We start from the raw sequence: 24,112 nt of genomic DNA on the forward strand, positions 1-24,112 counted from the left end.
TCATTCGTCGCGACCTTCAGGCCACCGGCGCCACCACTCTCGCCCCAGAACCACATCAACGTCTGGGCTGCACGCTCGCGAACAGCCGGAACCACCGGCGCCCACAAGCGGTTTACCAATCGAAGGGACCGCAATGGATTCGAAATAATGGAACTTTTAGATATGGAACTGGCGCGAGCCCGACAGCGGCTTAATCGGGCCGAGCGCTCCCTTGAGCGTGCGAACGAGATGCTGGATGATGACCGCGGTGTCGGCCTCAATATCGCGCTGTGCAGCAGGATACGGGCTGCGCAACAGCGCGTAATTAAGGCCAGATCGCGGTTGACGAGGATCGATCCCACCAGCGTTGACGGAGTTCGCACGGGTTGAACCATCCGGCCCGTCGACATGAAGGGGCAGCCGGGGGGGGTACGGTCTCCCTCCGATCAGCCCGCGACCTCTCCCGGGGGCGCGGGCGTTTTTCGCGCTAGGTGCGACTAGGTCCTGGTACCTCGTCGAGGAGATTTGGACCATTGCTCACAGGCATCTGGCCAACGGGAGTAAGCTTGTCCACCGCGTCGGGCAGTTCTCTTGTGAGCCGGTCGAGAAGTTCGTCGCGGGACAATCCGGTTTGCTCAGCGAGATCGCTCAACGTTTGCGGGTCGATCGCTTGCTCAACCTGGTCGCGCTGAACGGGGCGATTTGATCCTGTACCGACCCAAGAATCTACTTGATCACCCGCCCCCGCGTTCCGCAGACGGTCCAGGATATCGCCGAGCCCGCCGGGGGAGCCCGCGTTTTTGGGATCTGTCGTGTTCGTGCCGGCGATTAACTCGCCGATCTTGTCCCTGTTCTTGTAGGCAAGCAGGCCAAGCAAGGCTATGGCGACTTTTCCTATGTCAAGGCTCATTTCGGATCTCCTTCCATGAAGAACGGACAAGGCATGCGGCTTTGAAAGGTTCCACGGAATTGCTGCTGGGCTGGTTTTCCGTTCGGGTAGGGTGGTTGGGGCGCCCCGGTCGGCTCCTGGCAAGACTTCAGCACGCGCGCGTCGCGCAGGAATGACGCGCGATCGTCCCCGTTTGGGGCGCGCCAACAGAAGGAACACGACGGCCTCTCCCCTCGTTGACTGCTTTTGGTGGAGCCATCGTCATGCCATCCACCTCGATAAGCAAAACGGAATACGATCCGGAGCGCAAAATACTTTCGGTGTGGTTCGTCGCCAGTGGCAAACGCTACGAGTTTGAGGACGTGCCGCCGGAGACCTTCGCCGAGTTCCGAGCCGCCTTCGCCAAGGGCCGCTTCTTCAACGACCACATCCGCAATCACTTCCGCTACCGTCTGGTTGGACCCGCGGTCGGCTGAGCAGCATCAGCGGACCTTTTGGCAGGGATGCGGCTCATTCGCCGTTCCCTCCGGCCAGCCCTTTGCGAAGGCAGGTCCGACATCGGAACGAAAGGCGGATTCGCGAATTCTACTGCTAGATAATCGGAATCGTCGCCCATGAGGCTCGCGACTCTCCACCTTGAAACTGCGAGATACGGCGACGTATATCGCGCCGAAAGGCTCGCGCGGCTGAGGCAGCAAATGATCCGGCACATCAATCGCACTGACGCCTCGGCTCAAAAAGTCGAGCAAGCGCTGGCTAGTCTGGCCGAAGTAAACGCACCCATGGACCGGCTCGCGCGGCATCAGTAGGGCCCGCGCTCATGCGCAAGATGCCGCACTCTTTCAATTCACAGGCTGCAGCGGTTGATGCTCTGGTTTCGCGTGATGAAGGACCTGGCCAAGATCGCGCATGTCGAAATCTTGTCCGCACACTGGACAATGTTCGAAATGCTCCGCCTCGGGCTTGATCGGCCGGTCGTGGTCTTTGCCCGTGTAGCCAGTGGCCTCGTTGTCGGTACGGATCTTCATTGACCTGCAACGTTGACGATGCCAGTTTTGTTGCCCGCACCGTTTATTTCCGGAACCTAATATAACCAGACGAATTGAATGGCGGTCTCGTGAGTGCCGTTCATGCGTTTAGAGTTTATCGAGCCGTTGATGCCGACGTTGGTGGACAAGCCTCCGGAAGGAGGCGACTGGATCCACGAGGTCAAGTTCGACGGCTACCGCTCGCAAATCATCATCGACGAAGCGGGTACGCGCATCTTCACGCGCAACGGAATGGACTGGACGGCGAAGTATCCCGATTTGGTCGAGACGGCGAAAGGGCTTGTTGTCGAAAGCGCGATCGTCGACGGGGAGATTATCGTTCCGAATGAAACTGGTCTCGCCGATTTCGCTGCTTTGCGGAGGGCGATTACCCGCCGCCAGCATGACCTCTATTTCGTCGCCTTCGATCTCCTGCACTTTAATGGTAATGACCTGCGCGACTTGCCCCTGGAACATCGGCGCGAGCTGCTTGCCGATTTGATCCCCTCGGAGACTCGCATCCAATTCAGTCAGTCTCTCCCCGGGGAAGCCAAAGCAATTTTTCATCTGCTTGATCAGGCCGGTCTCGAGGGGATGGTCTCGAAGCGCTGTGGCAGCAAGTATCGCAGCGGCCGGTCGATCAACTGGCTGAAGGTGAAGTGCTACACTGTCGACGAATATGAACTGCTCGGCGTCGAGCGCGAGGCCGGCAAGCCGGCATTCGCCCTGATGGGCGAGATCGGCACGCGCAGGTATGTCGGCTCAGCTTTCATCAATTCGAGCCGAGCGATCCGCGAGCGGCTATGGAAGCGGGTCCAGGAGCACGCCGGCGAGGCCCCTAGGGGTATGAAGAAGCGCCCGGCAACACAGTGGGTGAAACCGGGGATCAAAGCCCGCGTGAAGCACCTCCGGGGCGAGGAAGGCCTTCGGCACGCTTCGCTGCAGGATTTTTGGGATGAGAGTTAGCGACCAGTGGCAAAGGACCAACATTTCAGGAATATAATCCTCCCGTTGCGGCGAGCCCTTCAACGGAGATTCGCCATGCCTCGAAAGACCCTCGCCGACACTCTGACCGCCGGCGAAACCATCTATGTCAATTGTGCGCACCCGATGTGCTGCAAATCGACGAAACTCGACATTCAGGCGCTGATTGACAGGCTCGGCCGTGACCACGGCTCGATGCATGACGACTTGGTCGGGCTCTTTGTCTGCTCAAATTGCAATACTGCCGGCCGTGACCGCCGGCAGGTGTTCTTCACATGCATTCCTGACTACGAAGGCCAGCAGCGGGCACGCAATCGCGACTTGAAGCCAACCTTCGAACGAAGGGACTGAAAGTGGCGGGCGCCGCTTGGGGGGCGTTGGGGTAGATTGCCTGTAGACGCAAGCAGCGCCCGGCAGGGCGCGCTTGACGATTGGAGCGTGGGCTCGTCTGTGCTTAGGGCCCTGCTTTGACGGCGCATTGCGGAAACTGTCCCGTTGCCCGATCTGCAAGCGCCTTTTTCGTCTCAGCTTCTGTCACGCAGGCTCGGCCAACCATCTTGACGGTGAAGCCGTTGGACTGGAGGCAGCGAACTATATATCGGTCGCGCAACTCCATCTCCTATGCTGGCGATTTGCCACCTGACAGGAATCTGTCGCGTTCGCCTGCCGGTCGGCCTCGATCCGGTCGAAAGGCTGCGGCTTATGACAATCCGACAACGCGCCTCTTTGTCCAGCCGGCGATTGTCAGTCCCAACGCCATGCCGGCGCAGTCGGCAACCCAGTCCAGCCCATCCAGATCGCGCCCTATCAGCTGCGAGCCCTGAAGAACCTCGATCGCCGCGCCGGTAAAGGCGAGGACGAAAATCAGCTTTGCCCTGTGTTCCGGCCAGCCGAGGCTTCCCAAGGCCGCCAGCACGACGAAGGCGATGGCGTGGTTGAGCTTGTCGTCATGAAACGTGACGGCCATGCCGAGATCCGGCAGGAACCGCACCGGCAGAAGAGCGAGCAGGAGAACGCCGGTCAACGTGACCAGAAAAACGATCCTTGCCAGCATCGGATAAGAGTCTAAGCGCAAAAAGATGGGGTCCTTCATCTGAAAAGCCTAGTTGGGCCAGGTGAATTTCCGTTCCAATGATCGCATCAGCGTTTGGGAATTTCAAATCCAGAACCACAAGCCTGTGTCGTAAGAAAGGCCGCCGTCGCTCTTGTCGTCCTTGGATAACGACCACATACCTGTGTGCATTGCCACCGGCGATTTCAGAAACCTTGGGTTTTCCCATGAAAAGGCCTGCGGCCAATGCAACAGGGGCAGGTAACGAGAAAATCTAGCCCCGCCGCCTGGTTGCGGACATCAGTTTTGCGCCACCGAGGCGCCGGCCAGCCGGGCGAGCGCAGCCATATCGTCCGGCGTAAGATCAGCAAGGCGGTCGTCACCCGAAGCGGGCCAATTCGGGTTTTTCGCCGACAGATCAGTGCCTTCAGCGCCCGTGGTTTCACCGTCACCGGCCTGCGCGACAGGCGCGGCGCCAAGTAGTTCGATAGCGCGGCGCGGATCCTTGGCGATCATCGCCTGGACGAGCGCCTTTGCCGTGTTGCTGCGCCAGCCGGTTTCGGCCAGCTGCCGGGCCATCGGGTTGCCCATCTTGGCGATGAAGTTGAACCCACTCTGCCTGATCGCCTCGAACGTTGCGGTGTCGTCCGGATTACTCTGCGCGATAGCATTGAGCTCCGCAGCCTGCGCCTTTGACCATTCGGCCTGCTCATAGTCCTGGCGGCGCGCATATTGCTGTGCGGCCATGCGCGCCGAGCCGGCCAGCCTCAAAGCCTCTTTTTGCCTGATGAAGCTGGCGCGTTCGCTTTCCGGAATTTTTGGCACGGTGCTGTCGAAGATATTGTCGAACAGGCCGGGCTTGACGACACCATTGCGCGGGTCGACCTGGCCATACATGGCGTCGTGCAGGCCGCGGCCGTCGGCCGGCGCATTCTGGATCGCTTCTTTCTCGGCCTCGGCAATCCGCCCGTTCAGCTCGCGGCCGATGACCTCGGCGTCGAACGCATCCTGCTGCTGTTTCTGCTGCCGGAAACGCTCGGCGACGGCCGAGACCTCGTCGCCCAAGCCCTGCATGGCGGCGCCGACCGGCGAGCTGTTGGGATAAGAAACTGCGTTGCCGGTATCGAGCCGGCGCTGGGCGAGTTGGAGGGGGATGGTCGCCATCAGTAAAGCCCTCCGCCCGGCGCCGACGGAAAGGCGCTCTTGCCGAACGTCACCGCTCTGCTGGGGTCGTACAGCCCGGAAAGGCCGGACACGAGATTGCCGCCTGCCCTGAAGATCGAGGCGCTCACCGCCTGCTTGCCGGAAAAGCGCGAGATCGCGGCCTGCGTGGTCAGATTGTTCTGGCGCAGTTGCGAGCCATACTGGATCGCCTTGATGTCGAGTTGGCCCTGCCTGGCATTAGCGGCCAGCACCTCGGTCGGCGAGCCTGATATGCCGACGCCTGAGGCACCCGCCTGGGCGCGCGCCTGCGCTTGCAAGAGGTCCTGCTGGTGGCGCTCCTGACCCTGTTCGAAGGCCGCGCTTTGCGCGTCGGCCCGCGCATGCTGCTTATAGGCCTTGGCCTGGTAGTCGGCCATCTGCCTCGACTGCTGGCCTTCGACCAGCGCGCCGCCAACCGAAAGAGCCGTGCCGATGAGGGCAAGTGTGCACATGGTCAGCCACGGCCCCGGCCACGCAGCGAATATCGACCCGCGATGCCTCCGACCGGCGCGCCAAGCGCCGGGCGCGGGTCGAGCGCGCCGCCGGGGCTGAGCAGGGACAGAAGCAGTCTGTCGGCCTGGATCGCTGCCGCGCTGAGGCGAGCGGGGGCTGCGGCTCGCCGCCCGGTCATGGCGGCGCGCCGGATGGCGGTCGGGTTGATTTTCAGGTCGGCAACGCCGGCGGCGTCGAACTGGCTGTTGGCGGTGGCGACGGCGCGACGCAAGGCATCGGCGTCGAACAATTGCTGGCGCAGCTGCTCGATCAGCCATTGGGCCATGCGCCAGCGCTCGTCGAGGGAAGCGGCGTTTGCCCTGATCTCGTCGGCAAGTGCTCCGATGTCGACGCAGGCTGCACTTTGCGCGGCGGCGCGGCGCTCGTCATGGGGGAATGGGGTCACGGGAGGGTCCTTTTGGGAGGGCGATGAGAGGGGTGGGGGAGATCAGCGGTTCCTAAGGCTCGGCATCAAAAACCGGCGTGAACGCCCGGATCGTACAGGGTGTCGGGTTGACGTGGCGGATCTTCACTCTGCCCTGCCCTTCCCAGCTGTCGTCGATCGGTACCTCGACATTGCCGGTGAACAGGCTGGCTCTGCCGTCAGGCGCGACAATGCTCGGCATGCGCACCTTCTCCCAGCGGCCGCGCAGGAAGGACTGCACTTCGAGCCCCGACATGTCGGTCTCAAGCAGCGAAAGCATCACCTTTGCGATCTTCTTGCGGCGGCCGACAATGGAGCCGTCGCGCCCGCCGACATCGAGTTCCAGCGTGTTGGCCTCACAGCGGTAGCCGAGCCCGACCTGCCATTTGCTGGCCACGGCGCCGCCCGGCAGCGTCACCTGGCCGGCAGCGACGGGCAGGCCCTTATAGACTTTGCCGCCGGCCAGCACGTCGACGCTCTCGCCGTCGAGATGATCGAGCCCGGAGATGGCGTTGACGGCGGCCCCCAAATAGGTCAGGCCGCAATCGACCTGAAAGGCGTCGTCGAGGCCGCCATATTCGAACGGCGCCGTCATGATCTCGATGGTGCGCTTGGTCACGCCACTGAGCGTGCGCTTGACGAACAGCCAGACATCGTCGGCGCCGTTCTGGCCTGGCGTCACAACCGCACTTTCAACGATCGCCCATTCCGAACCGGCAAAGCCGCCACCGAGGCGATGCCGGTGCATGCCGCGCACATCCTGCGACGGCTGGTGCGTGTAGCCGCCGAGCTCGCCATTTTCGAGCGGGAACCACAGCACCGGATCGGGGTCGGTCTGGAACGCCAGCTCGACGACGCCTTGCTTGGGAATATGCTCGGAGATCTGGCCGATATCGTCGGAGGTGAATTTGCTGACCGAGGTCTGCACCAGCTCGGCGATCGACTTGCGGCTGCGGGTGACATAGAGGAACGACTGCCCGGCGGCGACCGGGCGGATGCGGGCGCAGCCGAAGGTGCGCGAATTGCGGTTCTTGAACGACGACGGTGTCAGCGCCTCGTCGATGCCGGAGCCCGACAGCGCCCGGACACCGCCTGATGTGCCGATCAAAAGCGCGCCGTCGGAATCGGCGATCCAGACGATGTCGTTGGCCTGGCCGCCGCCGGCCTGCACGAATTCCAGTGCGGCGTCGTCCTTTTCACCGAGCGCAAAATTGTCGAAGTCGCCGGTCGCCGAGGCATAGACCGAGAATCTACGGCTGAAGGCCAGCCGTTCCTCGTAGAGCGAGCCGGTCTCGACATATTTGCCCGGCACGAAGGTGCCGAGCCGCCAGCGGGTGATCGGGCTCAGGTTCGGCAGAGCATGGTTGTGGAGCACGATCTTGACGAAGGTGGGGCTGGTGCGGCTGGTGATCCTCGCCCAGCGCCAGCGACCGTCCGAACCCAGCAGCCGGATGGCGCGGCCGACATCGCTTGACTGGAAGCCGGCGTCGCCATTGATGCCGACGATCGAGGAAGCAGTCAGGTTGAATGGCGTCTGGTCCGAAGCCTTGATGTGGAAGGCGATTTCGGCGCAGCGCGTGTGCGTCGCGTCGTCGCCGCCGCCGCCGCTGAAGACGATCTGGTGGTATTCATAGGCTGTCGAATTGGTGAATTCGTAGAACCTTGTCTCGCTGTTCGACCAGCCAGTCTCCGCCGTCCTGGTGTCGAGGGTGACCCAGTTCGCTCCATCGTTGGAACCCTGGATTTCCCAGGCCGTGAAGAAGTCGAAATTGGTCGTCGCCTTGCTGGCCGCGGTGATCCAGTAGGCATCGACGACGCGCTGCGCGGCGGACGCGTTGCGGTAGCGGATATAACCGATCGAGTCGCCGGCGATCAGTATGTTCTGGACCCTGTCGCGGTCGAACATCTGGTAGGCGTCGGGATCGCCGCCCGCATTCGAGACCGTCCCACCTGGCGTCGTATTGCCAGTCATGGCCGGCGTCAGATGACTGGTCTCGGCTGGTGTCAGCGTCGTGCCGGTCTCGTTGATGTCGTCATAGGGACCATCGAGGAATTCGAAATCCTCCAGCGTCCATGTCTGATGCGCGGTGCGCGTCAGCACCTTCGGTGGATAGTCCTTGTGGCTGATCCACATCTGGTCGGCAGACTGCACATAGGCGAGATCGAAGAGGTCGGCTTCCGCATAGGGCGAAGCGATCTCGACCGTGCCGACGCGGGCGCCATAGGCATAGACGCGGATATAGAAATCGCCGAACTCCAGGCAGTAGGCCTGCTCGGATGAGAAGATGAACGGGATGCCGCGCGTTGTCTTGGCCGCGCTCTTTACCTCGCCGACGAAGATGGTGCCGCCGCGCTTCCTGATGCCGCCATGCGGCAAGGTGACGAAATTCTCGCATTTGGAAAGCGCTGCCCGATAAAGATCGAGCGAGGCGCGCGCATGCAATCGCGGACTGATCTCGCCACGAACGAATGCGTCCTGGACCGGATAGAGCGTCGTCATCAGCGCACAAACCGGTTGTCGCCGCGCTGGATCGCCCAGGACGACGTCGAAAGCCTGCCGCCACGCTGGATGGCGTTGGTGTGGAACGCCGCATCGAGCGCCCGGTCATAGGCACCGCGGGCGATGTCGATCATGCCCGCCTTGTGGGTCAGCGGATGCGCGATCTTGATGGCGAGCGCTGCAACCAGCACCTCCGTGAACAGCGCGTCCCAGTCGTTCGGATCGGTGAGATTGGCGACGTAGCGGATGAGGCGCGGCCCGGACTGGTCGGAATAGATCAGCCCGGCCTCCTGGCGCCACGAGATCGGCATGCCGTCCGGCTCGCCACTGTGGGTCAGCGGCAACGGCCGCAGGCAGTCCAGCGGCAATTCATAGGCAAAGTTCAGCGTGCCCGCGCCGCTACCAGTGTCGGCTCCGGCGACTGCGGCCGCGAGGATGGCGAAGACCCAGGCGTGTTTCGTCAGCTCGGCTTCGCGGGTCAGGTCGAAATGCAGGTTGAGCAAGCGCGCGGCTTTCACATCTTGGTCAAGGCTGTCGATCGGCGCCTCGTCGAGGACGCCAAGCGCCATGTTGGCGATGTCGAGCGGGGTGATGGCCATGGTTTAGGCCTCCGTGAGTATGGATCGGGAAAAGCAGGGCATGGCGGCCCCACGGCAAAAAGCCGCTTCGTAGCGGCTGGGGATCTGGTGATTTTGGGCTTGGGCAAAACGTTCGCACGTCTTGTGCGTGGAACCCGTCACGATACCAACCACCCGTCAGGAAACGGGTGGCGTGGGATGTGTTTTCAGTCCCTTGTGCTCGTTCGAGCAACGAAAAGACGACAATATTGTCGCTATTGCAGTTTCACGATGTCGCCGCGCAACGCGGCGATGATTTGCGGCCTGAATTCCTGCGGCATCAGCCGAGGCGTGCGCTCGTCGAGATCCGCCGCCCTGCTTCGGCTGACTTGGCAAAGGCGCTTGCTTGCAGCCTTCCGGTACCTCTTCCCATCGCCAAACCCTTGTCCAGGGCATCTTGAAGACTTGTCGTGTAGTAGGCGGTGTTTTCCAGACCGCTGAAGAAGTTTATACGGTGAACTTCCCCCTTTTTGCTTATGACAATGCCCGCTTTTCGGAGCACTTCCTGAACCGCCTTATATGTCATACTCATGGTTACCCTCCTTTGCCAAGACAAGGCAGCATCGCCCTTTTGTGTAACCGTTTGGTGACGGCGATTGATTAAAGTGCAACATGAATATGTTGCGAGCCCCAAGACTTGTTTCACTCTGGAGCAGCACAGCGCGTGAATCTGGAATTCGCTACATTGGGCCGACCTGGTGTCCGGAAGGGGCGGGAGGTCTGATGCTCCCGCCCTTCCGGTCCGATCACGCCTCGGTCGTCTTCAGCGCGATGAACGTCATGTTCTTGACGCTCGACGCAGTGCGGTCCCAGTTCGCCGCCAGCGCAAGCTCGGCGTCAGTGGCGAATTCGCCGGCCGAGGAGGCGTCGAGGAAGCGCGTGCCCGGAACGTGCGGGACGAAGTGCCGGCGGCCGACCATTTCGGTGACGCCGCCGCCATGGCCCTGGCGCGGCTTGCGGTCGAACTCCAGCGGCCCGCCTTCGGTGTTGACCGGCAACTCGTTCCACAGGATCGCCTTGTCCTTGAACATGAATGCAGTGTAGACGCCCGCCGCGACCGGGATGTCGTCGTCGACGACGGCCCGCAAGCCCATGTAGTACGGGATCAGCGGCCCGCCCTGCTCGGAGGGCGGCACATAATCGATGAGGTCGGCAAGCTTCAGCGCCTTCATCTGCTTCGAGTGCATCCAGATCGTCTTGAACTTGTCGGCGCGGTCGCCCATCAGATAGGCGGCCTCGATGATATCGGTGTCGACGATGGAGGCGCCGGTGACGCGGACGAGGTCGCCCGCATCATTGGCGAGGTTGTCGGCCAGCACGCCTTTCAGGATGCCGAGCAGCGTCAGCTTGTTGGCACGCTGCCAGTAGTCGGTCTGGCGACGCACGATCAGCTTCTGCGGATCGTCGCCAGCCAGGATCGAGGTCAGGTCCGGAATGCCCCACGCCTGGGCGCGGACATTGCGGGCAGCCACCTCGCGGCGCGCGCCGATCTTCTTCATCTCGATCGAGTCGGCCGGATCGTCATTGACCGGTTCGGACGGATCGTTGCCGAGATCCTTCCAGCCGGGCATGTCGACGGAGCGGCCCCCCATCGAGAGTTTCGAGGCGATGGCCGGGTCGGAAAACAGGATCCCGGCTTGATAGATCTCGAGCGACTGGACATGCTCCTCGAACGAGTATTGTGCATAAACGGACGGAACGATCGCGTCCGCGATACGGGTGTAGGCGTCTGCCATTTTTGTCTTCCTTCATGGGTTGATTGGCGGAGAAGGTGTGTTGAGATTCAGGTCAGGCCGAGCCGGAGTCGAAGACGGGCGCGAAGCGACCAAACAAGGTGGCTTTTGAGAACTGGAGCGGAGCGGACATTTGGGTCCGTGAGCACCGGAAGCGCAGAAAGCCGTCGTTTGCAGGCCGGCATCACCTGGATATCGACACAGCTTTAGAGGGGGTTGTTGGGCATCCACAGATCGGGGTTTTCGCCGGCCTCGCGTGCCAGCCGCCGGGCGCGGGCGGGGTCGCTTTTGACGAGGGCTGAGATATCAGTCAGGTTGCGTTCGCCGGCGGCGTTGCGCTTGAAGGGGTTGCCTCCACTCAAAGCCGCGCCGCCGTCGATCGTGTCTTCCCTGAACATCGCCTCGCCGATGGCGTGGAACGCCTTGGCGATCTGCGGATCGGTCAGCGCCCCGTCAGACAGAAGGATGCCTTTCGCCTTGTAGGCATCGACCAGGCCGAGCTTCTTCATCGCCCGGTTGGCGACCTCCAGCCTCTGGCGAAAGCCATCGCTGTCGGTCGGTCCCCAGTCCCTTACCAAGTCGTCGTGGGTGGTCTCGACCGAACGCGCCAGGGTTTCTTGCTGCATCTTGGCCTGCTCGGCCATGTAGCCCACGAACTTGTCGTGATAGGCCTGCGCGACTTTTGGGGTCGCGCCTGCCTCGACCGCCCACGCCTTGGAGGCGTTGGCAAGCTCGTCCGAATAGGCGAAGTTTTCGGGGAGCCCGTCGGGGCGTTTGTACTCGACCTTGTCAGGCGACGTCAGCGGACGCATCGCCAGGGGAAGCAGGGCATGGAACCTGTCCCAGTCTTCCCCAGGTGCGTCCGCCGCGGGAACGCGCAGGCTCTCACCCTGTTGCCGTTCCAGCTCCGCATAGGACGTGAAAACCCGATCGAGGCTTTCAGGCTTGGTCCAGCCCTTGGTTTCAGCGAGCTTGCGGTTGCCTTCGGAAAGACCGTCAAACCAACTCTTGCCGGCCGACGGGGCTGACCCGTTGTCCCCGTTGGCCGGTGGCCGTGCAAGGTTGCCCGCCGGCTGCGTCTGCGCAGCCACGGACCCGGCGTCTGCCAGATCTGTCATGAGATGTTCCTTTTTGTGAGGTTAAAGGCCGATGATAGGAGCTGGCGGCGGAGCCCAGTATCTCCCCCCTCGAGGGGGAGATGGCCGGCAGGCCAGAGGGGGTACCAACGCGTGGAGCGCCAACCTCCATCTGTCGCTGAGGTCGCGCCCGGTCGCACCGACCCCCTCTGTCGCCTTCGGCGACATCTCCCCCTCAAGGGGGGAGATTAACGCTACGCGTTATCGCCCCAGTTCTCCCACAGCAGCGTGATCGTGCCGGTGATGGCGAGCGTGCCATCGGCGTCGATGTCGGTGCCGGTGGCGAACGCCAGGTTGAGGTAGAGGTCGACCGGCGTCACCGTGCCGTCGAGCGTCGCTGCCGCAGCCACGTCGGCGACCGAGGCGGCCGACAGCGCGGCACCGGCGCCGTCCAGCGTGCGGCCGGTCGCGGCCAGAACGTTGACCATGGTGCCTGTGAGCGCGGCGCTCGACGCCGCCGCCGACCCGAGCGACCAGGTGAGTGCCGCATTGTCGTTGATGGTCGAGGCGCGTGTGGTCAGCACGGCGAATTGCAGCCTTGCGGTGCCGCCCTTGATGCGCACCTTGCCGTCGAGAAAATCGAAAAGCTTCTGACTCGCATAGGCAAGCGCATCGGTGACCGGCACTTGCATGGCGTTGAACGAAAAGACGGTGCGATATGCGCCGCCTTGCCCGCTCGTCCTGACGGCAAGCCCGGCTTTGGGCGTCGCAAAGCCGGCTTCTCGGGCCGCGGCACGGGAAAGCGTCCGGGAAAGACCTCGGGTCATGGCATTCTCCATTCTTGGGGGATTTGGGGGATCGGCTGGACCGCCGCAGGCGGGTTCGTCACGGCCGGAGCCTGATTCATTTCGATAGGGTCCAGGCTCTATCGTCTTGTTAAACCATGATCTTTATGATCTTTTTGTCTAACCATGATCTTTCCGAACGGAAGGCTTGGGCCGTCAAGACGAAAGAAACCATGTCTTATTTCGTGAGGCATGGTGCCCCTGTTCCGCCGCAATGCGACCGCACTTGGCAAAGCATTGACCCAAGGCTTTAAAGGAGGACTCCAAATGACCATGCAGAAAGCCATTGCCGCCGCGCTTCTGACTGCCGTGCTGGCAGGGTGTGCGCAGACCGAAGGCCAGCAGAGAGCCGGAACCGGCGCATTGATCGGCGGCGCCGGCGGCGCTCTCGTCGGTCAGGCGATCGGCGGCAACACCAAGAGCACCGTCATCGGCGCAGCCAGCGGCGCCCTGCTGGGTGCGGTGGTGGGCAGTGCGACCACGCCGCAGCGGCGCGGCGAACAGCTTTGCCGCTATCAGGACCGCAACAGCGGCCGCATCTACACCGCACCTTGCGACGACCGCTACTACGACGGCAATTATTGAGCGTAGCGCCGGCGCTGGTCTTCCCTTCTCCCCTTGTGGGAGAAGGTGGCCGCGAAGCGGCCGGATGAGGGGTGTTCTAGCTTGGCGCACACCTCGTCCAGATCGGTGACTCGGTAGCCAGCCTCTCATTTCTTCCAACACCCCTCATCCGTCTCGGCGCTAAAGCGCCGATCCACCTTCTCCCACAAGGGGAGAAGGGATCACTTGCTTTCCAGCCTCGCCGCCTTCTCCAGCGCCGCCAGCTGCGCCTCATCCAGCGTCAGGAACCCCATAATGTGCTGCACCACTTCGGCGCGCGCGTTGCTCAGCGCGCTGTGCAGTTCGAAGCCATTCGGTGTCCTGGTCCGGGCCATCCATTCGCCATAGGACGGGCGGCGGTAATAGCCCGTCGTCGCCGCGAGATCGGCCAGCACCATCTCGCCGTCTTGCCCGGAGAAAACCCTGAGATAGGCCTTGGTCAGCGCATCACGCGCCTTGGCCGGACCGCCGGCCTGCCCGGAACGGGCAAAACGTTTCCGGCTCATGCGCCGGCACCCGGCGCAGCCGGGCCGCCCGACGTGTCAGGCTGACCACCCTGCAGCATGCCTTGCAAACCATCGAGCAGGCCGCTGTCGCGCGCCTGAATCGCCGCCGGCACCCCATCCTTGGCCACTTTGCCGGCAGTGGCGATCGCCGCCATACCAGCCTGGGCTTGTTGAGCCTTGGCTCTGGCGTCGCGGATACCGGCGACCTCGTCCTGGCGGCGAAAGATGCGTTGCGGGCTGCGGCCGGCGCCCTGCACGATCTTCAGCGCCTCGTCGCCGTCGATATTGTCCATGACGCCGGGATCGAACTGCGCCATCTGCATGGCCGTGGTGACCACCTGGATGGTGTCGCGCGCCTCGGCCGAGCGGCGCAGGACGTCGAGCGGCCCGGTGAAGGTCGGTCGCACCGCCTTGCCGGCCAGGCTCGCCGGCGGCAGGAAGCGGCTGTCTTCCTCATACAGTCCTTTGTCCTCGAGGATGCCCAACTCGCGGTCGAGATTGCTGGCGAATCCAGCCTGGATGATCGAGCCGGACGGTCCGAGCAGCGCGCCCTTCTCTTCCTGCCTGATCAAGGCTTCGGTTGCCGTCATCTGCGGGTTCTGCACCAGCGTCTGGAACAGGTTGACGAACATCATGTCGCGGATCTCCTCGGCCCGGCTGTCGGCATAATTGAACGCATAGGTCGGGTTCTGGCCGGTGGCGATCGGCGCGATCAGCGGCCTTCCCTGGTCGTCGATCAGGCCGGGATAATTCTCGCCGGGATTAAGCACCGGCACATAGTCGAGCCGCGCCTTCGAGGCGGTCGCCGGATCGGTGATCTGCTGCAGCGCCCTGAGGCCCGACCGGCGCACGGCGTTTTCCTCGCGCACCGTCGTCAGCGCCTCGATGGTCGGCGAGATGCCATAGGGGTCGCCCTCGTAGCGGCGCCAGTTGAAGCACGACACCGGGAAGGAGCGGAAACCGCTTTCCCTGACGATGACCTCCTCGTCCTCGATGACGTGATAGGAAGCGAATGCCGTGTCGAGATACTGGTAGGAGCCGCTGAGCCGGTACATCTTGCGCTCGTCGCGCGGTTGGATGCACTGGATCAGCGAAATCTTCGTCTCGCATTTGGCCGGGTCGTCGACCAGCATCTTGATCCGTGCCGGCAGCTTCTCATAGCCGAGCAGCTGCGCCGCTTGCCGCGCGGTGCGCTCATAGCGGCGGTGGAAAATATCGACCTGACCCCAGCGGTTGCGCGAGAGAAAACCTTCGACCACCGGGATCGAGGCATAGCGGATCAGCGTGCCGCCAAAACCCTCCTCGGCATAGAGATAGGCCGGACCGTAGCGCACGACATTGCGCAGGCAGGCCTGTGTTGCCGGCACGAAATTCGAATTGGCGGAATAGCGCAGCGAGAACAGGAAATCGCGAAGCGCTTCCGCCCATTCCTTTTCCTCGTCGCTCTCCTCGTCATTCATGGCGGCGGTCGACAGCCCGTGCCATTTTTCCGACTGCGGAATGATCAGGCTTTCCAGCCCGGCGGCCAGCCGGTTGGCGGCCGAGTTGATCGTGTTGGCGTAGACACGGGCACCGCGCCGCTCCTGCCGTTCGGCCTGCGAGGCCGGTCCGGACCGCCGGCGGCCGCTCCAGATGTCGGGGGCATCGGGATCGCAGAATTCCGACACCGCCTCCCAGACAGCCTCATACTGGCTGCGCTCGCTCTCCAGTTCGGCCTGTCGCGACAGGATATCGTGGGCACGGGAATCGCTCGTCATGGCAATCTTTCTTCGGTGATCTCAGCTTATTTTAGCGCGGTCGAATTTTGTCCGCTTTTGCGATGTTCAAGGGAGGCGCGGCGGGCCTTTAAGGAGGTCGATGTGACAATGACGGAGAGCCTACCCGGTGCCCTGACGAGGCGAAGCAAGCAGGTTGCAAAGCGGCTTATCGGCTACGATTCCCGCAACTGGCTGCGCATCAGGCAGATCGAGGCGTTCACCGCGTTTCTTGAGGCGGACGGCCGCAAATCATCTGACGTGATCGAGATTTCGCCCGGCTGGAACCGCTATTGGAAGACGATGTGCTCCAACTATACCTCGGTCGATTTCCCCGATTTCGACATCTGCAAGGACCGCACCGACCGGCAATATTCCGTCGTCATTGCCGACCAGGTGCTGGAGCATGTGCAACGCCCGCTCGCCGCGGCACAGAATATCCATGCCATGACCAGACCGGGCGGCTGGGCGATGGTAGCGACACCGTTCCTGTTCAGAGTGCATGCCAGGCCGCACGACTACAACCGCTGGACCCCCGCCGGCCTGAAGCAGGTGATGGTCGAAGGCGGTTTCGCCGAAGCCGACATAGAAGTGTTCGGCTGGGGCAACAAAGCTTGCGCCAAAGCCCATATCGGCGGCCCGGTGCGCGCCTACGGCCTATGGCGCGATTTGAGCAACGACGAGGAATACCCGCTGATGGTCTGGGCGTTCGCGAAAAAGGCGTAATCTCCCCCCTTGAGGGGGAGATGGCCGGCAGGCCAGAGGGGGTCGGCACGACCAGACGCGGCTTCCTCTCTTGCGGCAGTGGAGGTTGGCGCTTTACGCGCGACGACCCCCTCTGTCGCCTTCGGCGACATCTCCCCCTCAAGGGGGGAGATTATCCTCGCCGCTTCACCAACCTTGCCAGACGCCGCCAATACCACCAGGGCCAGTCGCCCCGGCTCCTGAACACCCGTTTCATCGCGCCCATTTCACACCCCCAGAAGCACGCGGCGCTGGCCGGTGAGATCACCGGGCGACAGATCGGTCTTGACAGTGCTCAGCGTTCCCTGGCGCTGCTCGAGCTCAGCCCGGAGCGCTGCCTCGCGCGCCTGCACGTCCTTGTCGGCAATGGTCGGTGTCGGTGGCAGCGGCTTCAGGGCGGGTGGTTTTTGAAACAGGCACATGGTTCCAGCTTTCTCTTGTCCAGTCATAGAGGATGAAGGTTTCGCCGTTCCGGCCGTAGCCCGGCAGACGGCAACGTTGCGTAGCGCCGAGCCGGGCAAGCCAGCGCAGCGCCAATTCATTGGCAGCCAGCGCCCGCGCCTCGACCCGCCAGGCGCCGCGCGCAGCGACCTGCGGCCCGAGCACAGCGTGAAAGAACTCAGTAATCCCAGGCACGCAGCGCTTCATGCGGCGCGTGCCCCAGCTCCAGGCGATCCATAAGCCGCCGCGCTGCTCGGCGGCGCCAAAACCGGCTTCCGGATTGCCACCGAGCTCGGCGACATAAGCAAAACCCTGCAGTGCGGTGAGCGCCAGCAGCGCCGGCGACCAATGGTCGAGCTGGCAGTCGATCTCGGCCCGGTCCTCGGGGCGCAGATTGGCGGCGATGTAGGAGAGATCGCGCAAGGTTGCGGGGATGATACGGAGCGTCATGCGTATCCTTCGTCATCCCGGTGCGAGGGCGAAATTTCCGAAGCTCGTGCACTGTGCCGTGCCAATGCTGTCCAAGCTTTGGGCCGTCAAGCTATATATCCAGACAAGATTACTCTCATCCGAAACCTTGGGATTTGCATAATTCAGATATCACCGACCACAGACGGCGCACCGCCTTTACTTAAAGGCGTTGAAAATCAGAATGGGCTGTCATGCATCAGAATGGCAACTACGAATAAAAAATAAATAGTAAAAAATCCGGGAACGCTAAGTGCTGCAGCTCCAAAAAGGACAAAAGCGCGCTGAAGCGGGGTCAATGATTTGGACCTGACGCCTTTTACTGCCAAGTATATCGCCAACACAAGGCTCACAAATCCCCAAAAAAATAATGACATCTATTGTCTCCTGCGGAATCGGGAACACACAGCTTAACCCCACCAAAAAAACCAAATCTCTTTATAGAAAGCAAAATCCCAAATAACTATATATCCTGGAACGCTGATAATTGCCGCAACAAAAATAACAGAAACACGCCGATTGGAATCGATACTTTTTGATATAACACCAAACACTGCCAATATTATTGCCAATACAAATGAGACAGACCCGAAAATATAAAATTCCATCGGTTATCCCCTAAAAAATTATCACAATATATGACGATGGGTGCTGAGCTTATCCAGATCGTTACCAATTGCCAAATGACATCCTACTTCCAAATTGCGCCTGTCCAACGGCTGATTGTGCGTCATCGTAAGCCCTTTGCGCATCATCGCGAGCCGAAATCTCTATGGCGCTCGGTATATGGAGCGCCATCTCTCCAGCAATTTTACCTTGGAAAAGTTTCATTGCGCGCGAAGCATATGTTGACGCCTCGTTGCGCTCTTCGTCGGTCTTTAAGGCCGGATCTTTCATGTAATCCTCATTGTCGAGGTATGTTTTCAAAGACGCTACAAGTTTCCTATCGGCCGCGATTACATCGCCCGGCGTTTTCGCGTCGCGATAGTCCCCGTCATGTTGCTTATAGAATCCGTCCTGAATATCAAAAGGTGGTAGGTCAAAACCACCACCCCGAGTACCGCCAGTCCAGCCAGGCCCGCCGTAAATGCCATAGGTAGGAATCTTCCTGTTGAACCAATCGGACCAGCTTAGGGCCTGGTCGCCATCCTGATCATGGCTTATCGGGTGGTCGGATTCCCAATGCTGTTCCGAGTGGCCATCTCCCAAGGGAGTATTGGCGAGGTCGAGCAGACCCATGGGATCAACCACTGCCGCCCGAAGCGACCTGTCGGCCGTATTGTCGGCAACCTTGGATACGCTGGTTCGAAGCAAATGATCGAGCACTGCCCGGCGTTGCTCACGAGGCGTCGCGATGAGCACATTGCGCAAAACCGCGTCCTGGTCCTGTGGAGGTCGATTCTGATCTCGGAGCGTGTCGACAACCCGTTCCGCCACGGAATTCGGCAGCGGTTGTATGGTCTTAAAGCCCATCTGCTGCTGGGCTGCGATGGAGCCGACGATTGCCACTTGATAGTCTTCCAGCTTCGACAGATTGTTCCAGGCAGCATCGAGCTTCGCGAAAGCCCTGCGAACATATCCGCCCGGATCGCCTTGCCTTGCTTTGAACGTCAGATCGGCGGCCGCGGCGATGGCGTCGTGTCGCGCTTTGCCCTCCTCCGGCGTTGCGCTGGCCGCCTTAGTGTTGGCGTCGTTGACCATAGCGTCTATTGCGTTGTTGGGCACATCACGCATGTCGTGGAATTGACGGCTGACATTGACCGCCCGGTTGAATAGCTGAAAGCGCCTGTCGCCTTCCGTCGCGCCATGAACATTGACGAACTGCTCGGGAGTGGGAAGCGGACCGTCATAGGCTCCGGTATCCTTGATGGCTTCAGGTGCATTCTGTTCGGCAAGACTGATATTGGCGCGTGTATCTACCTGTCGTGCCGCATCGACGGCGAGGGCCAGCCGGACCAAGGCCGGCCGGTCTTCGGGCGCAATGTCGTCTTGAAACGCCTGCGCTGTTCGCTCTTCCGGGGTTAGCTGTCCGACGCGGTCGCCCTTCGAGCCCGATGGGCTTGCAGTGTCTTGCCTCGGCTCGCCACCAACCGCGGCGGTATCGTCTTTGGTCCTATCGCCGGCTTGTGTCGCACCGAGCATTTCGGCGGCGCGTTTCGGGTCCAGGCCGATCGTCGCCAGCATCAACGCCTTGGCCGTGTTGCTCCGCCAGGCAACTTCCGCCGCTTGCCTGGCAAGCGGGTTGCCGATCTTGGCGATCAGGTCGAGGCCGTGCTGTCGGATCGCCTCGAAGTTCGCGGTATCGTTAGGGTCGCTCCGTGCGATGGAGTTGGTGGAGATATTCTCGACCTTGGTCCACTGGTCCTGCTCGTACTCGTCGCGGCGCGCCTGCTGCCGCGCCGCCATGCGCTCGGAACCCATCGCGCGGATTGTCTCCTTTTGCCTGGCGAAATTGGCACGTTGGCTTTCGGGTATTTTCGGCAGGGCATCGTCGAACAGCGTGTCGAACAGGCCGGGCTTCACCACTTGGCTGCTGCGCGGATCGACTTGGCCGTACATGGCGTCATGCAGGCCGGCACCATCGGGCGCTGCATTGCCCGCCACATCGGCCTCGGCTTGGGCGATCTGGTCCATCATCTTGCGGCGGGCAATTTCGGCGTCGAACGCCACCTGCTGCTCTTTGCGCTGTTGAAAGCGCTCGGAGACGGCCGAAAGCTCGCCGCCCAGGTCTTGCATGGCGCCGCCAGTTGGCGATCCCTGCGGATATCGCACCACGTTGCCGGTATCGAGCCGGCGCTGCGCCAGTTGGAGAGGTATGGTCGCCATCTAATTGTTTCCTGCCCAACTGGCTCTGAACAAAAGGGGGTCGCTCTGCGGGAGATCACGGCATGGCTGATCGCATTGCATGCCGGCCGCCGCATTCGCGGGCTTTGTCGGATCGACGATTATTGGAGAGACGGCGGAGTTGCCGGCGTTGCGGATCCCCGCCGCCAGAAGCCCCGTGAATTCCGTCGAAACAATGCGTCCGCCCCGCCTCACAGGTTTCGGAGTTTTGCGGCATCATGGATATCGGTGCGGCCAGCACCGGGGAGACAGGCGGAACCCCATGCCGTCGGCGACCAGGAGCCCAGCGCGATATGGCGCACGAACCATCAGCCGTCGACGCTCCAGACAAACGCACCCCCGGTCGAAGTCGGGTGGGTCTAGAGTGGGGCGGCACGCCAATCGAGATGAAAGTTATTTCAAACTTTACACATTAATTAAACCGCTAGTTAATCAGCACATTCACGATCACGTATGCTAACGGCCCCCCTGCTTTGGGGGACTTGTTGACGTGTTAGAAGAGGATGTGTTGGAGAAGATCACCGATAATCTTCCAGCGGGTCGGAAATCTTACCGCTTTTCCGCAACGTCCTGAACTCCGCCGGGTCGACCACCGCTTCCCTCAGCATCATCACGCCGTAGCGGGTCGCCGCCATCAAATCGTCGCGTAGCTTCACCACTTGCCCGTCCTTGCGGTGATAGAGCCGAAACTCCTCGAACCAGGGCAAAAGCGTCGAGAACACCTTGAAGCGGCCGGATTGCATGCGGTCGAGCATTTCCATCAGCCCGGCTTCGACCGAGACGGAGCCGTCGGCGAACTGCGCATGGCTGGAAAGCATGTTCAGCCCGTGCGCGGCATATTGTTTGGCCAGCGCAACGCCCGCCCCTTCCAGCGTCTCGCGGCGGCCGTCGCGCGGCCAGGCCCAAGGCAGCCATTCGCCCCAGGGTTTGAGCGTCAGCGCCTGCATGGCGGGCGTCTGCTGCGACGCGCGGCAGGCTTTCGAGACATAGACGACATCGGCCTCCGTATCCCAGGCGAGCTCGACAGCGGCCGAGGGATGGTCCCAGCCGAAATCCAGCGCGCCGAGCCGCGGCCAATAACGCGGCAGCCGGAACGGCTCGCAGACGATCAGTTCTTCCGCCACCGGAAAGATGCGGCCGGAGCCCAGCACCGGAATGCCCTTGGCCCGCGCCTCGCGCTCATGAGCTGGATAGGCTGATATGATCTCGGCGCGTTGCTGCGGCGTGTAATGCTCGGCATCGTCGATGGTCATGAAGGTGACGTGGCGGGTCATTTGTGCGGCTTTCCGGCTTGAATCGTTTTGGCAGTCGTCGGACGTATGGTGTTGTTTGGGCGGAAGCTTTTGAAAGCTGGCGGGACAGCGCCCCCCTCTGTCCTGCCGGACATCTCCCCCACTTGGGGGGAGATTGGCAGTTTCCGCGTCCCGCTTGCCTGCAACCGTTGGAGATTGGCGAAAGCCAGGGTGACATCCAATCTCCCCCCTCGTGGGGGAGATGTCCGGCAGGACAGAGGGGGGCGCGCAGGAACGCAACGGGTGAGCGGAAGCGAAAGCTCCGTCTCAAAACCACCTCACCTCCCCATTCCCTCCACTTCCTCCGCCGACAAAAACAACAACACCACCTCCGACATGCCGAGCAGCGGCGTGAAGGTGACGATGGTGATGCCGCCCGTCGCGTTGGTGCGGGTCAGCCCTTCGGAATAGATGTCGAGCGGCGGCTCCTCGTCGAACCAGACGCCGTGCAGCGTTTCGCCCTGCCACTTCTCGCGGCCCTTCTCAAAACTCTTGAACGACAGCACCGATTCATCGGCCTGGACATCGCCGCCACCGCCATGGCGGACCACGACGCTGTCGAGCCCATGCGGCGCGCCGCGCCCCATGATGGTGCTGACAATGGCGTCGGCCGGGATCATGCCGGTGCCCCACGCGGCCGGCTGCTGCGGCGGGCCGATCAGGATGCGTTGCGGGTTGTCGCGCGTGCCCTCGGCGGTGACGCCGGCCGCCCAAAACCGCACCGGCGTGTCGAAAACCTTGCCTTGCCACCACTCGGGATAACGGCCGGTGAGGTGCATCGCCCATTCGGCGCCGCCGGCCCTTGTCTTGCCGAGCTGGTTGCCGGCCATGAACAGCCGCTCGCGGCTGGTCGCGCCCGCTGCATGGAACTCGGCCTGTTTTGGATAGGGCCGGTACGCGGCAAGCTGATTAGCGCGGCGTCTGCGGTCCAATTCCCTCAGCAGGCTCAGATACTCGGTCTTTGCCGTCGAGGCCCGGCTTTGCGTGACCAGGCTTGGCGAGGCCAGGCTTTGCAAGGCCCGGTTTTGCGAGGCCCGGTTTTGCGAGAAATGGCCGGAGGACGGCTTCGAGGCCGCGGATGCGCTGCCTGATTTCGTCATCGCTCAATGCTTCCAGACTGTTGATGTTGAGATGCAGATCCTTGGGCAGAACCGAGAGCACGATCTTCAGATACTGGTCGGGCTTTTCGGTGCGAACCTCGGCGATGACGCCGGCGCCATGCGCCCGGAAATCGGCGCGGATGGCTTCCAGAAAACCATCGGCCAGCGTCTTTTTCGTCCGCTTCGGCCGGCCGGAGGACCTGGGTTCCGTCACGCCAGGCGGTTCGTCGTCGAAAGTATCCTCGGCCATGCCCTACCCCGCAGCCCCGGCGAGCGCCACGATCTCGGGCTTCGCCGTTTTCTTGACTGCCGGCGTGGGTCGCTTGGGGGATTTCGCCCGCTTGCCGGCGCGCTTTGCCTTTGGTTTCCGCGGCCGGCTTGCCGCTTCGGGCTTTGCCACAGCCGTGCTGCCGGACTTTGCCTTGCCGGTCGCTGACACGGCTTTGAGCGCCGCCCTGACGACACTCACGGCATTGTCGCCGACGCCCGCCAAGGGAAAGCCAAAGCCACCAGCCGCATCGACGGGACCGCCCCGGACCATGCCGATCCGCACGCCGGGCGAAACCTGTTCGACACGGCCGCGCCGCATATCGGGGGCGCCCTCGAACTGGCCAATGGCGCTGATGACCTCGCGGCCGTCATCGTCGATGATGATGGTGGCGTAACGACTGGACATGGGGGTTCTCTGGACGCGCGTTGCGGAACGGATGCATCGATGTGATGCTTGCCACACAACAGTGGCGTGGCGAGACTATGAATGACCGGATCACGAAAACCCTGACCGACCTGACGGCCACCCGCCGAATCGTAGTGTTCGAAATCCGCGGCGGCCTCTTCCAGCGGATGGAAGAGGAACTAATTCCCGCCGATCCGGAAAATGGCTATCCCTTGCCTGAATGGCGTGGATGGCGGACATCCGGGCTGTTCTCCCTCAGCCATGAGGCTGAGCACGAAGCGCGCATGACCGTTGCATGGCTGCGGGAGATTGGCTGAAACAAAAAACCCGCCTCGGCGGGCGGGTCGTTGGCGCAAATCAGCACCATGCCCAAATCAATAGCATAACTGCCGTCACGAAGTCAATGGTGGAGCGGTCAATTCAAGGAAAAAATTCCTCGATCGAGCGGCTCTCGCGCGCGAATGCCTGCGAAGCGCTCGATCCCGGTACCGCCATGCCGGATCGGAACCGGCATTCGTGCGTTTGGACTCTAGCCAATGGGAGCAACAGCCATGAATGTCGCCAATCTGCAACTCGAAGGCCTGCTGATGGCCGTCGCATCGATCAATCAGGTCCTTGTCCGCAAGGGCGTGCTCTCGGTCGAGGAGATAGACATCGCCTTGCGCAGGGCCGAAGCCAGCGAGACCAGCGAGGAGCGGTCTGAAGGCATGTCGGCATCGAGCCGCGATGCCGTCAACTTCCCGATCCGGCTGCTGGAATTGGCCAATCAGTGTCAGCCGGAGACGGACATGCCGTCGTTCTCGAAACTGGCGCGCATGGTCGGCCAGATGAAGGAACCCTACAACGACCAGATGTGACGCCCT

Annotated in this window: 27 protein-coding genes and 2 pseudogenes; 7 read left to right on the forward strand and 22 right to left on the reverse strand. The window is 62.0% G+C overall.

Translation table 11 applies throughout. The features are described 5' to 3' along the window. Window positions 1-466 precede the first annotated feature (466 nt). The gene (locus RPG13_RS25420) at window positions 467-889 is read right to left on the reverse strand and encodes a YidB family protein (protein WP_292625634.1); all 423 of its coding nucleotides are present in this window, start codon (window positions 887-889) and stop codon (window positions 467-469) included. Window positions 890-1,131: 242 nt separating this feature from the next. Here RPG13_RS25420 and RPG13_RS25425 point away from each other — a divergent pair, with 242 nt between their 5' ends. Then, the gene (locus tag RPG13_RS25425) at window positions 1,132-1,344 is read left to right on the forward strand and encodes a KTSC domain-containing protein (RefSeq protein ID WP_126105771.1); all 213 of its coding nucleotides are present in this window, start codon (window positions 1,132-1,134) and stop codon (window positions 1,342-1,344) included. Window positions 1,345-1,710: 366 nt separating this feature from the next. On the opposite strand, the gene RPG13_RS25430 is transcribed toward RPG13_RS25425, so the two are convergent. Further along, window positions 1,711-1,896: a hypothetical protein gene (locus RPG13_RS25430; protein ID WP_126105769.1), complete on the reverse strand. Its 186-nt coding sequence runs from the start codon at window positions 1,894-1,896 to the stop codon at window positions 1,711-1,713. Between the two features lie 102 nt (window positions 1,897-1,998). Between RPG13_RS25430 and RPG13_RS25435 the strand changes: the two genes are divergently transcribed. Continuing rightward, window positions 1,999-2,862: an ATP-dependent DNA ligase gene (locus tag RPG13_RS25435; protein WP_337127053.1), complete on the forward strand. Its 864-nt coding sequence runs from the start codon at window positions 1,999-2,001 to the stop codon at window positions 2,860-2,862. 75 nt (window positions 2,863-2,937) lie between these two features. Beyond that, window positions 2,938-3,231, forward strand: a complete 294-nt coding sequence (locus tag RPG13_RS25440; RefSeq protein ID WP_126105767.1) for a hypothetical protein — start codon at window positions 2,938-2,940, stop codon at window positions 3,229-3,231. Between the two features lie 349 nt (window positions 3,232-3,580). Here the strand turns inward: RPG13_RS25440 and RPG13_RS25445 are convergent, their stop codons facing one another. From RPG13_RS25445 to RPG13_RS25490, 10 genes are all read right to left on the reverse strand, one after another. Then, the gene (locus RPG13_RS25445; RefSeq protein WP_337126285.1) at window positions 3,581-3,934 is read right to left on the reverse strand and encodes a hypothetical protein; all 354 of its coding nucleotides are present in this window, start codon (window positions 3,932-3,934) and stop codon (window positions 3,581-3,583) included. Between the two features lie 297 nt (window positions 3,935-4,231). After that, a complete protein-coding gene (locus RPG13_RS25450) occupies window positions 4,232-5,095 on the reverse strand; it encodes a hypothetical protein (RefSeq protein WP_206437503.1) in 864 nt (287 codons plus the stop codon). Continuing rightward, a complete protein-coding gene (locus tag RPG13_RS25455) occupies window positions 5,095-5,586 on the reverse strand; it encodes a hypothetical protein (RefSeq protein WP_126105766.1) in 492 nt (163 codons plus the stop codon). The genes RPG13_RS25450 and RPG13_RS25455 overlap by 1 nt, the downstream gene beginning before the upstream one ends. Window positions 5,587-5,588: 2 nt before the next feature. Continuing rightward, complete coding sequence (locus RPG13_RS25460) at window positions 5,589-6,032, reverse strand: hypothetical protein (protein ID WP_337126286.1); 444 nt, start codon at window positions 6,030-6,032, stop codon at window positions 5,589-5,591. Window positions 6,033-6,084: 52 nt separating this feature from the next. After that, on the reverse strand, window positions 6,085-8,550 hold the full coding sequence (locus RPG13_RS25465) for a hypothetical protein (protein WP_337126287.1): 2,466 nt from the start codon (window positions 8,548-8,550) through the stop codon (window positions 6,085-6,087). Continuing rightward, window positions 8,550-9,149, reverse strand: coding sequence for a hypothetical protein (locus RPG13_RS25470; RefSeq protein ID WP_126105763.1), 600 nt, complete (start codon window positions 9,147-9,149; stop codon window positions 8,550-8,552). The genes RPG13_RS25465 and RPG13_RS25470 overlap by 1 nt, the downstream gene beginning before the upstream one ends. Before the next feature lie 298 nt (window positions 9,150-9,447). Next, window positions 9,448-9,699, reverse strand: a complete 252-nt coding sequence (locus RPG13_RS25475) for a hypothetical protein (protein ID WP_095482685.1) — start codon at window positions 9,697-9,699, stop codon at window positions 9,448-9,450. 214 nt (window positions 9,700-9,913) lie between these two features. Then, window positions 9,914-10,903 carry a Coat protein gene (locus RPG13_RS25480; RefSeq protein ID WP_126105762.1) on the reverse strand — a complete coding sequence of 330 codons (990 nt, stop codon included), beginning with the start codon at window positions 10,901-10,903 and terminating at the stop codon, window positions 9,914-9,916. Between the two features lie 203 nt (window positions 10,904-11,106). After that, window positions 11,107-12,018, reverse strand: a complete 912-nt coding sequence (locus tag RPG13_RS25485; protein WP_337126288.1) for a hypothetical protein — start codon at window positions 12,016-12,018, stop codon at window positions 11,107-11,109. A 212-nt stretch (window positions 12,019-12,230) separates the two neighbouring features. Then, entirely contained in the window at window positions 12,231-12,803 is a 573-nt protein-coding gene (locus tag RPG13_RS25490) for a hypothetical protein (RefSeq protein ID WP_337126289.1), read from the reverse strand. Between the two features lie 285 nt (window positions 12,804-13,088). On the opposite strand from RPG13_RS25490, the gene RPG13_RS25495 reads away from it, so the two are divergent. Next, entirely contained in the window at window positions 13,089-13,406 is a 318-nt protein-coding gene (locus RPG13_RS25495) for a YMGG-like glycine zipper-containing protein (protein ID WP_095482688.1), read from the forward strand. A 200-nt stretch (window positions 13,407-13,606) separates the two neighbouring features. Here the strand turns inward: RPG13_RS25495 and RPG13_RS25500 are convergent, their stop codons facing one another. Both RPG13_RS25500 and RPG13_RS25505 read right to left on the reverse strand, forming a co-directional pair. Next, window positions 13,607-13,930: a Bbp19 family protein gene (locus tag RPG13_RS25500; RefSeq protein ID WP_337126290.1), complete on the reverse strand. Its 324-nt coding sequence runs from the start codon at window positions 13,928-13,930 to the stop codon at window positions 13,607-13,609. Continuing rightward, window positions 13,927-15,687 (reverse strand): portal protein, encoded by a 1,761-nt coding sequence (locus RPG13_RS25505; RefSeq protein ID WP_128243029.1) that lies wholly within the window; start codon window positions 15,685-15,687, stop codon window positions 13,927-13,929. The genes RPG13_RS25500 and RPG13_RS25505 overlap by 4 nt, the downstream gene beginning before the upstream one ends. A 108-nt stretch (window positions 15,688-15,795) precedes the next feature. Between RPG13_RS25505 and RPG13_RS25510 the strand changes: the two genes are divergently transcribed. Beyond that, a complete protein-coding gene (locus tag RPG13_RS25510) occupies window positions 15,796-16,410 on the forward strand; it encodes a methyltransferase domain-containing protein (RefSeq protein ID WP_128243030.1) in 615 nt (204 codons plus the stop codon). A 339-nt stretch (window positions 16,411-16,749) separates the two neighbouring features. On the opposite strand, the gene RPG13_RS25515 is transcribed toward RPG13_RS25510, so the two are convergent. From RPG13_RS25515 to RPG13_RS25550, 8 genes and pseudogenes are all read right to left on the reverse strand, one after another. Continuing rightward, window positions 16,750-17,319: a hypothetical protein gene (locus RPG13_RS25515; protein WP_337126291.1), complete on the reverse strand. Its 570-nt coding sequence runs from the start codon at window positions 17,317-17,319 to the stop codon at window positions 16,750-16,752. Between the two features lie 197 nt (window positions 17,320-17,516). After that, window positions 17,517-17,714 carry a hypothetical protein gene (locus tag RPG13_RS25520; protein ID WP_158302493.1) on the reverse strand — a complete coding sequence of 66 codons (198 nt, stop codon included), beginning with the start codon at window positions 17,712-17,714 and terminating at the stop codon, window positions 17,517-17,519. A 33-nt stretch (window positions 17,715-17,747) separates the two neighbouring features. Continuing rightward, a complete protein-coding gene (locus RPG13_RS25525; protein ID WP_127205320.1) occupies window positions 17,748-17,945 on the reverse strand; it encodes a hypothetical protein in 198 nt (65 codons plus the stop codon). 61 nt (window positions 17,946-18,006) lie between these two features. Further along, window positions 18,007-20,073, reverse strand: coding sequence for a hypothetical protein (locus RPG13_RS25530; RefSeq protein ID WP_337126292.1), 2,067 nt, complete (start codon window positions 20,071-20,073; stop codon window positions 18,007-18,009). A 626-nt stretch (window positions 20,074-20,699) separates the two neighbouring features. Continuing rightward, window positions 20,700-21,449: pseudogene (locus RPG13_RS25535) on the reverse strand (phage terminase large subunit family protein); the annotation flags it as partial. A 325-nt stretch (window positions 21,450-21,774) separates the two neighbouring features. Continuing rightward, a pseudogene (locus RPG13_RS25540) lies at window positions 21,775-22,423 on the reverse strand (terminase large subunit domain-containing protein); the annotation flags it as partial. Continuing rightward, window positions 22,383-22,823, reverse strand: a complete 441-nt coding sequence (locus tag RPG13_RS25545; RefSeq protein ID WP_337126294.1) for a hypothetical protein — start codon at window positions 22,821-22,823, stop codon at window positions 22,383-22,385. The pseudogene RPG13_RS25540 and the gene RPG13_RS25545, both read right to left, overlap by 41 nt. 3 nt (window positions 22,824-22,826) lie before the next feature. After that, window positions 22,827-23,249, reverse strand: coding sequence for a hypothetical protein (locus tag RPG13_RS25550; protein WP_337126295.1), 423 nt, complete (start codon window positions 23,247-23,249; stop codon window positions 22,827-22,829). A 77-nt stretch (window positions 23,250-23,326) separates the two neighbouring features. On the opposite strand from RPG13_RS25550, the gene RPG13_RS25555 reads away from it, so the two are divergent. Together RPG13_RS25555 and RPG13_RS25560 are read left to right on the forward strand one after the other, a co-directional pair. Then, window positions 23,327-23,566, forward strand: a complete 240-nt coding sequence (locus RPG13_RS25555) for a hypothetical protein (protein ID WP_292716529.1) — start codon at window positions 23,327-23,329, stop codon at window positions 23,564-23,566. Window positions 23,567-23,800: 234 nt separating this feature from the next. Beyond that, window positions 23,801-24,106 (forward strand): hypothetical protein, encoded by a 306-nt coding sequence (locus tag RPG13_RS25560; RefSeq protein ID WP_126107416.1) that lies wholly within the window; start codon window positions 23,801-23,803, stop codon window positions 24,104-24,106. The last annotated feature ends 6 nt before the right edge of the window (window positions 24,107-24,112 follow it).

The organism is Mesorhizobium sp. ISC15 (assembly GCF_037162615.1).
GTDB lineage: Bacteria > Pseudomonadota > Alphaproteobacteria > Rhizobiales > Rhizobiaceae > Mesorhizobium > Mesorhizobium mediterraneum.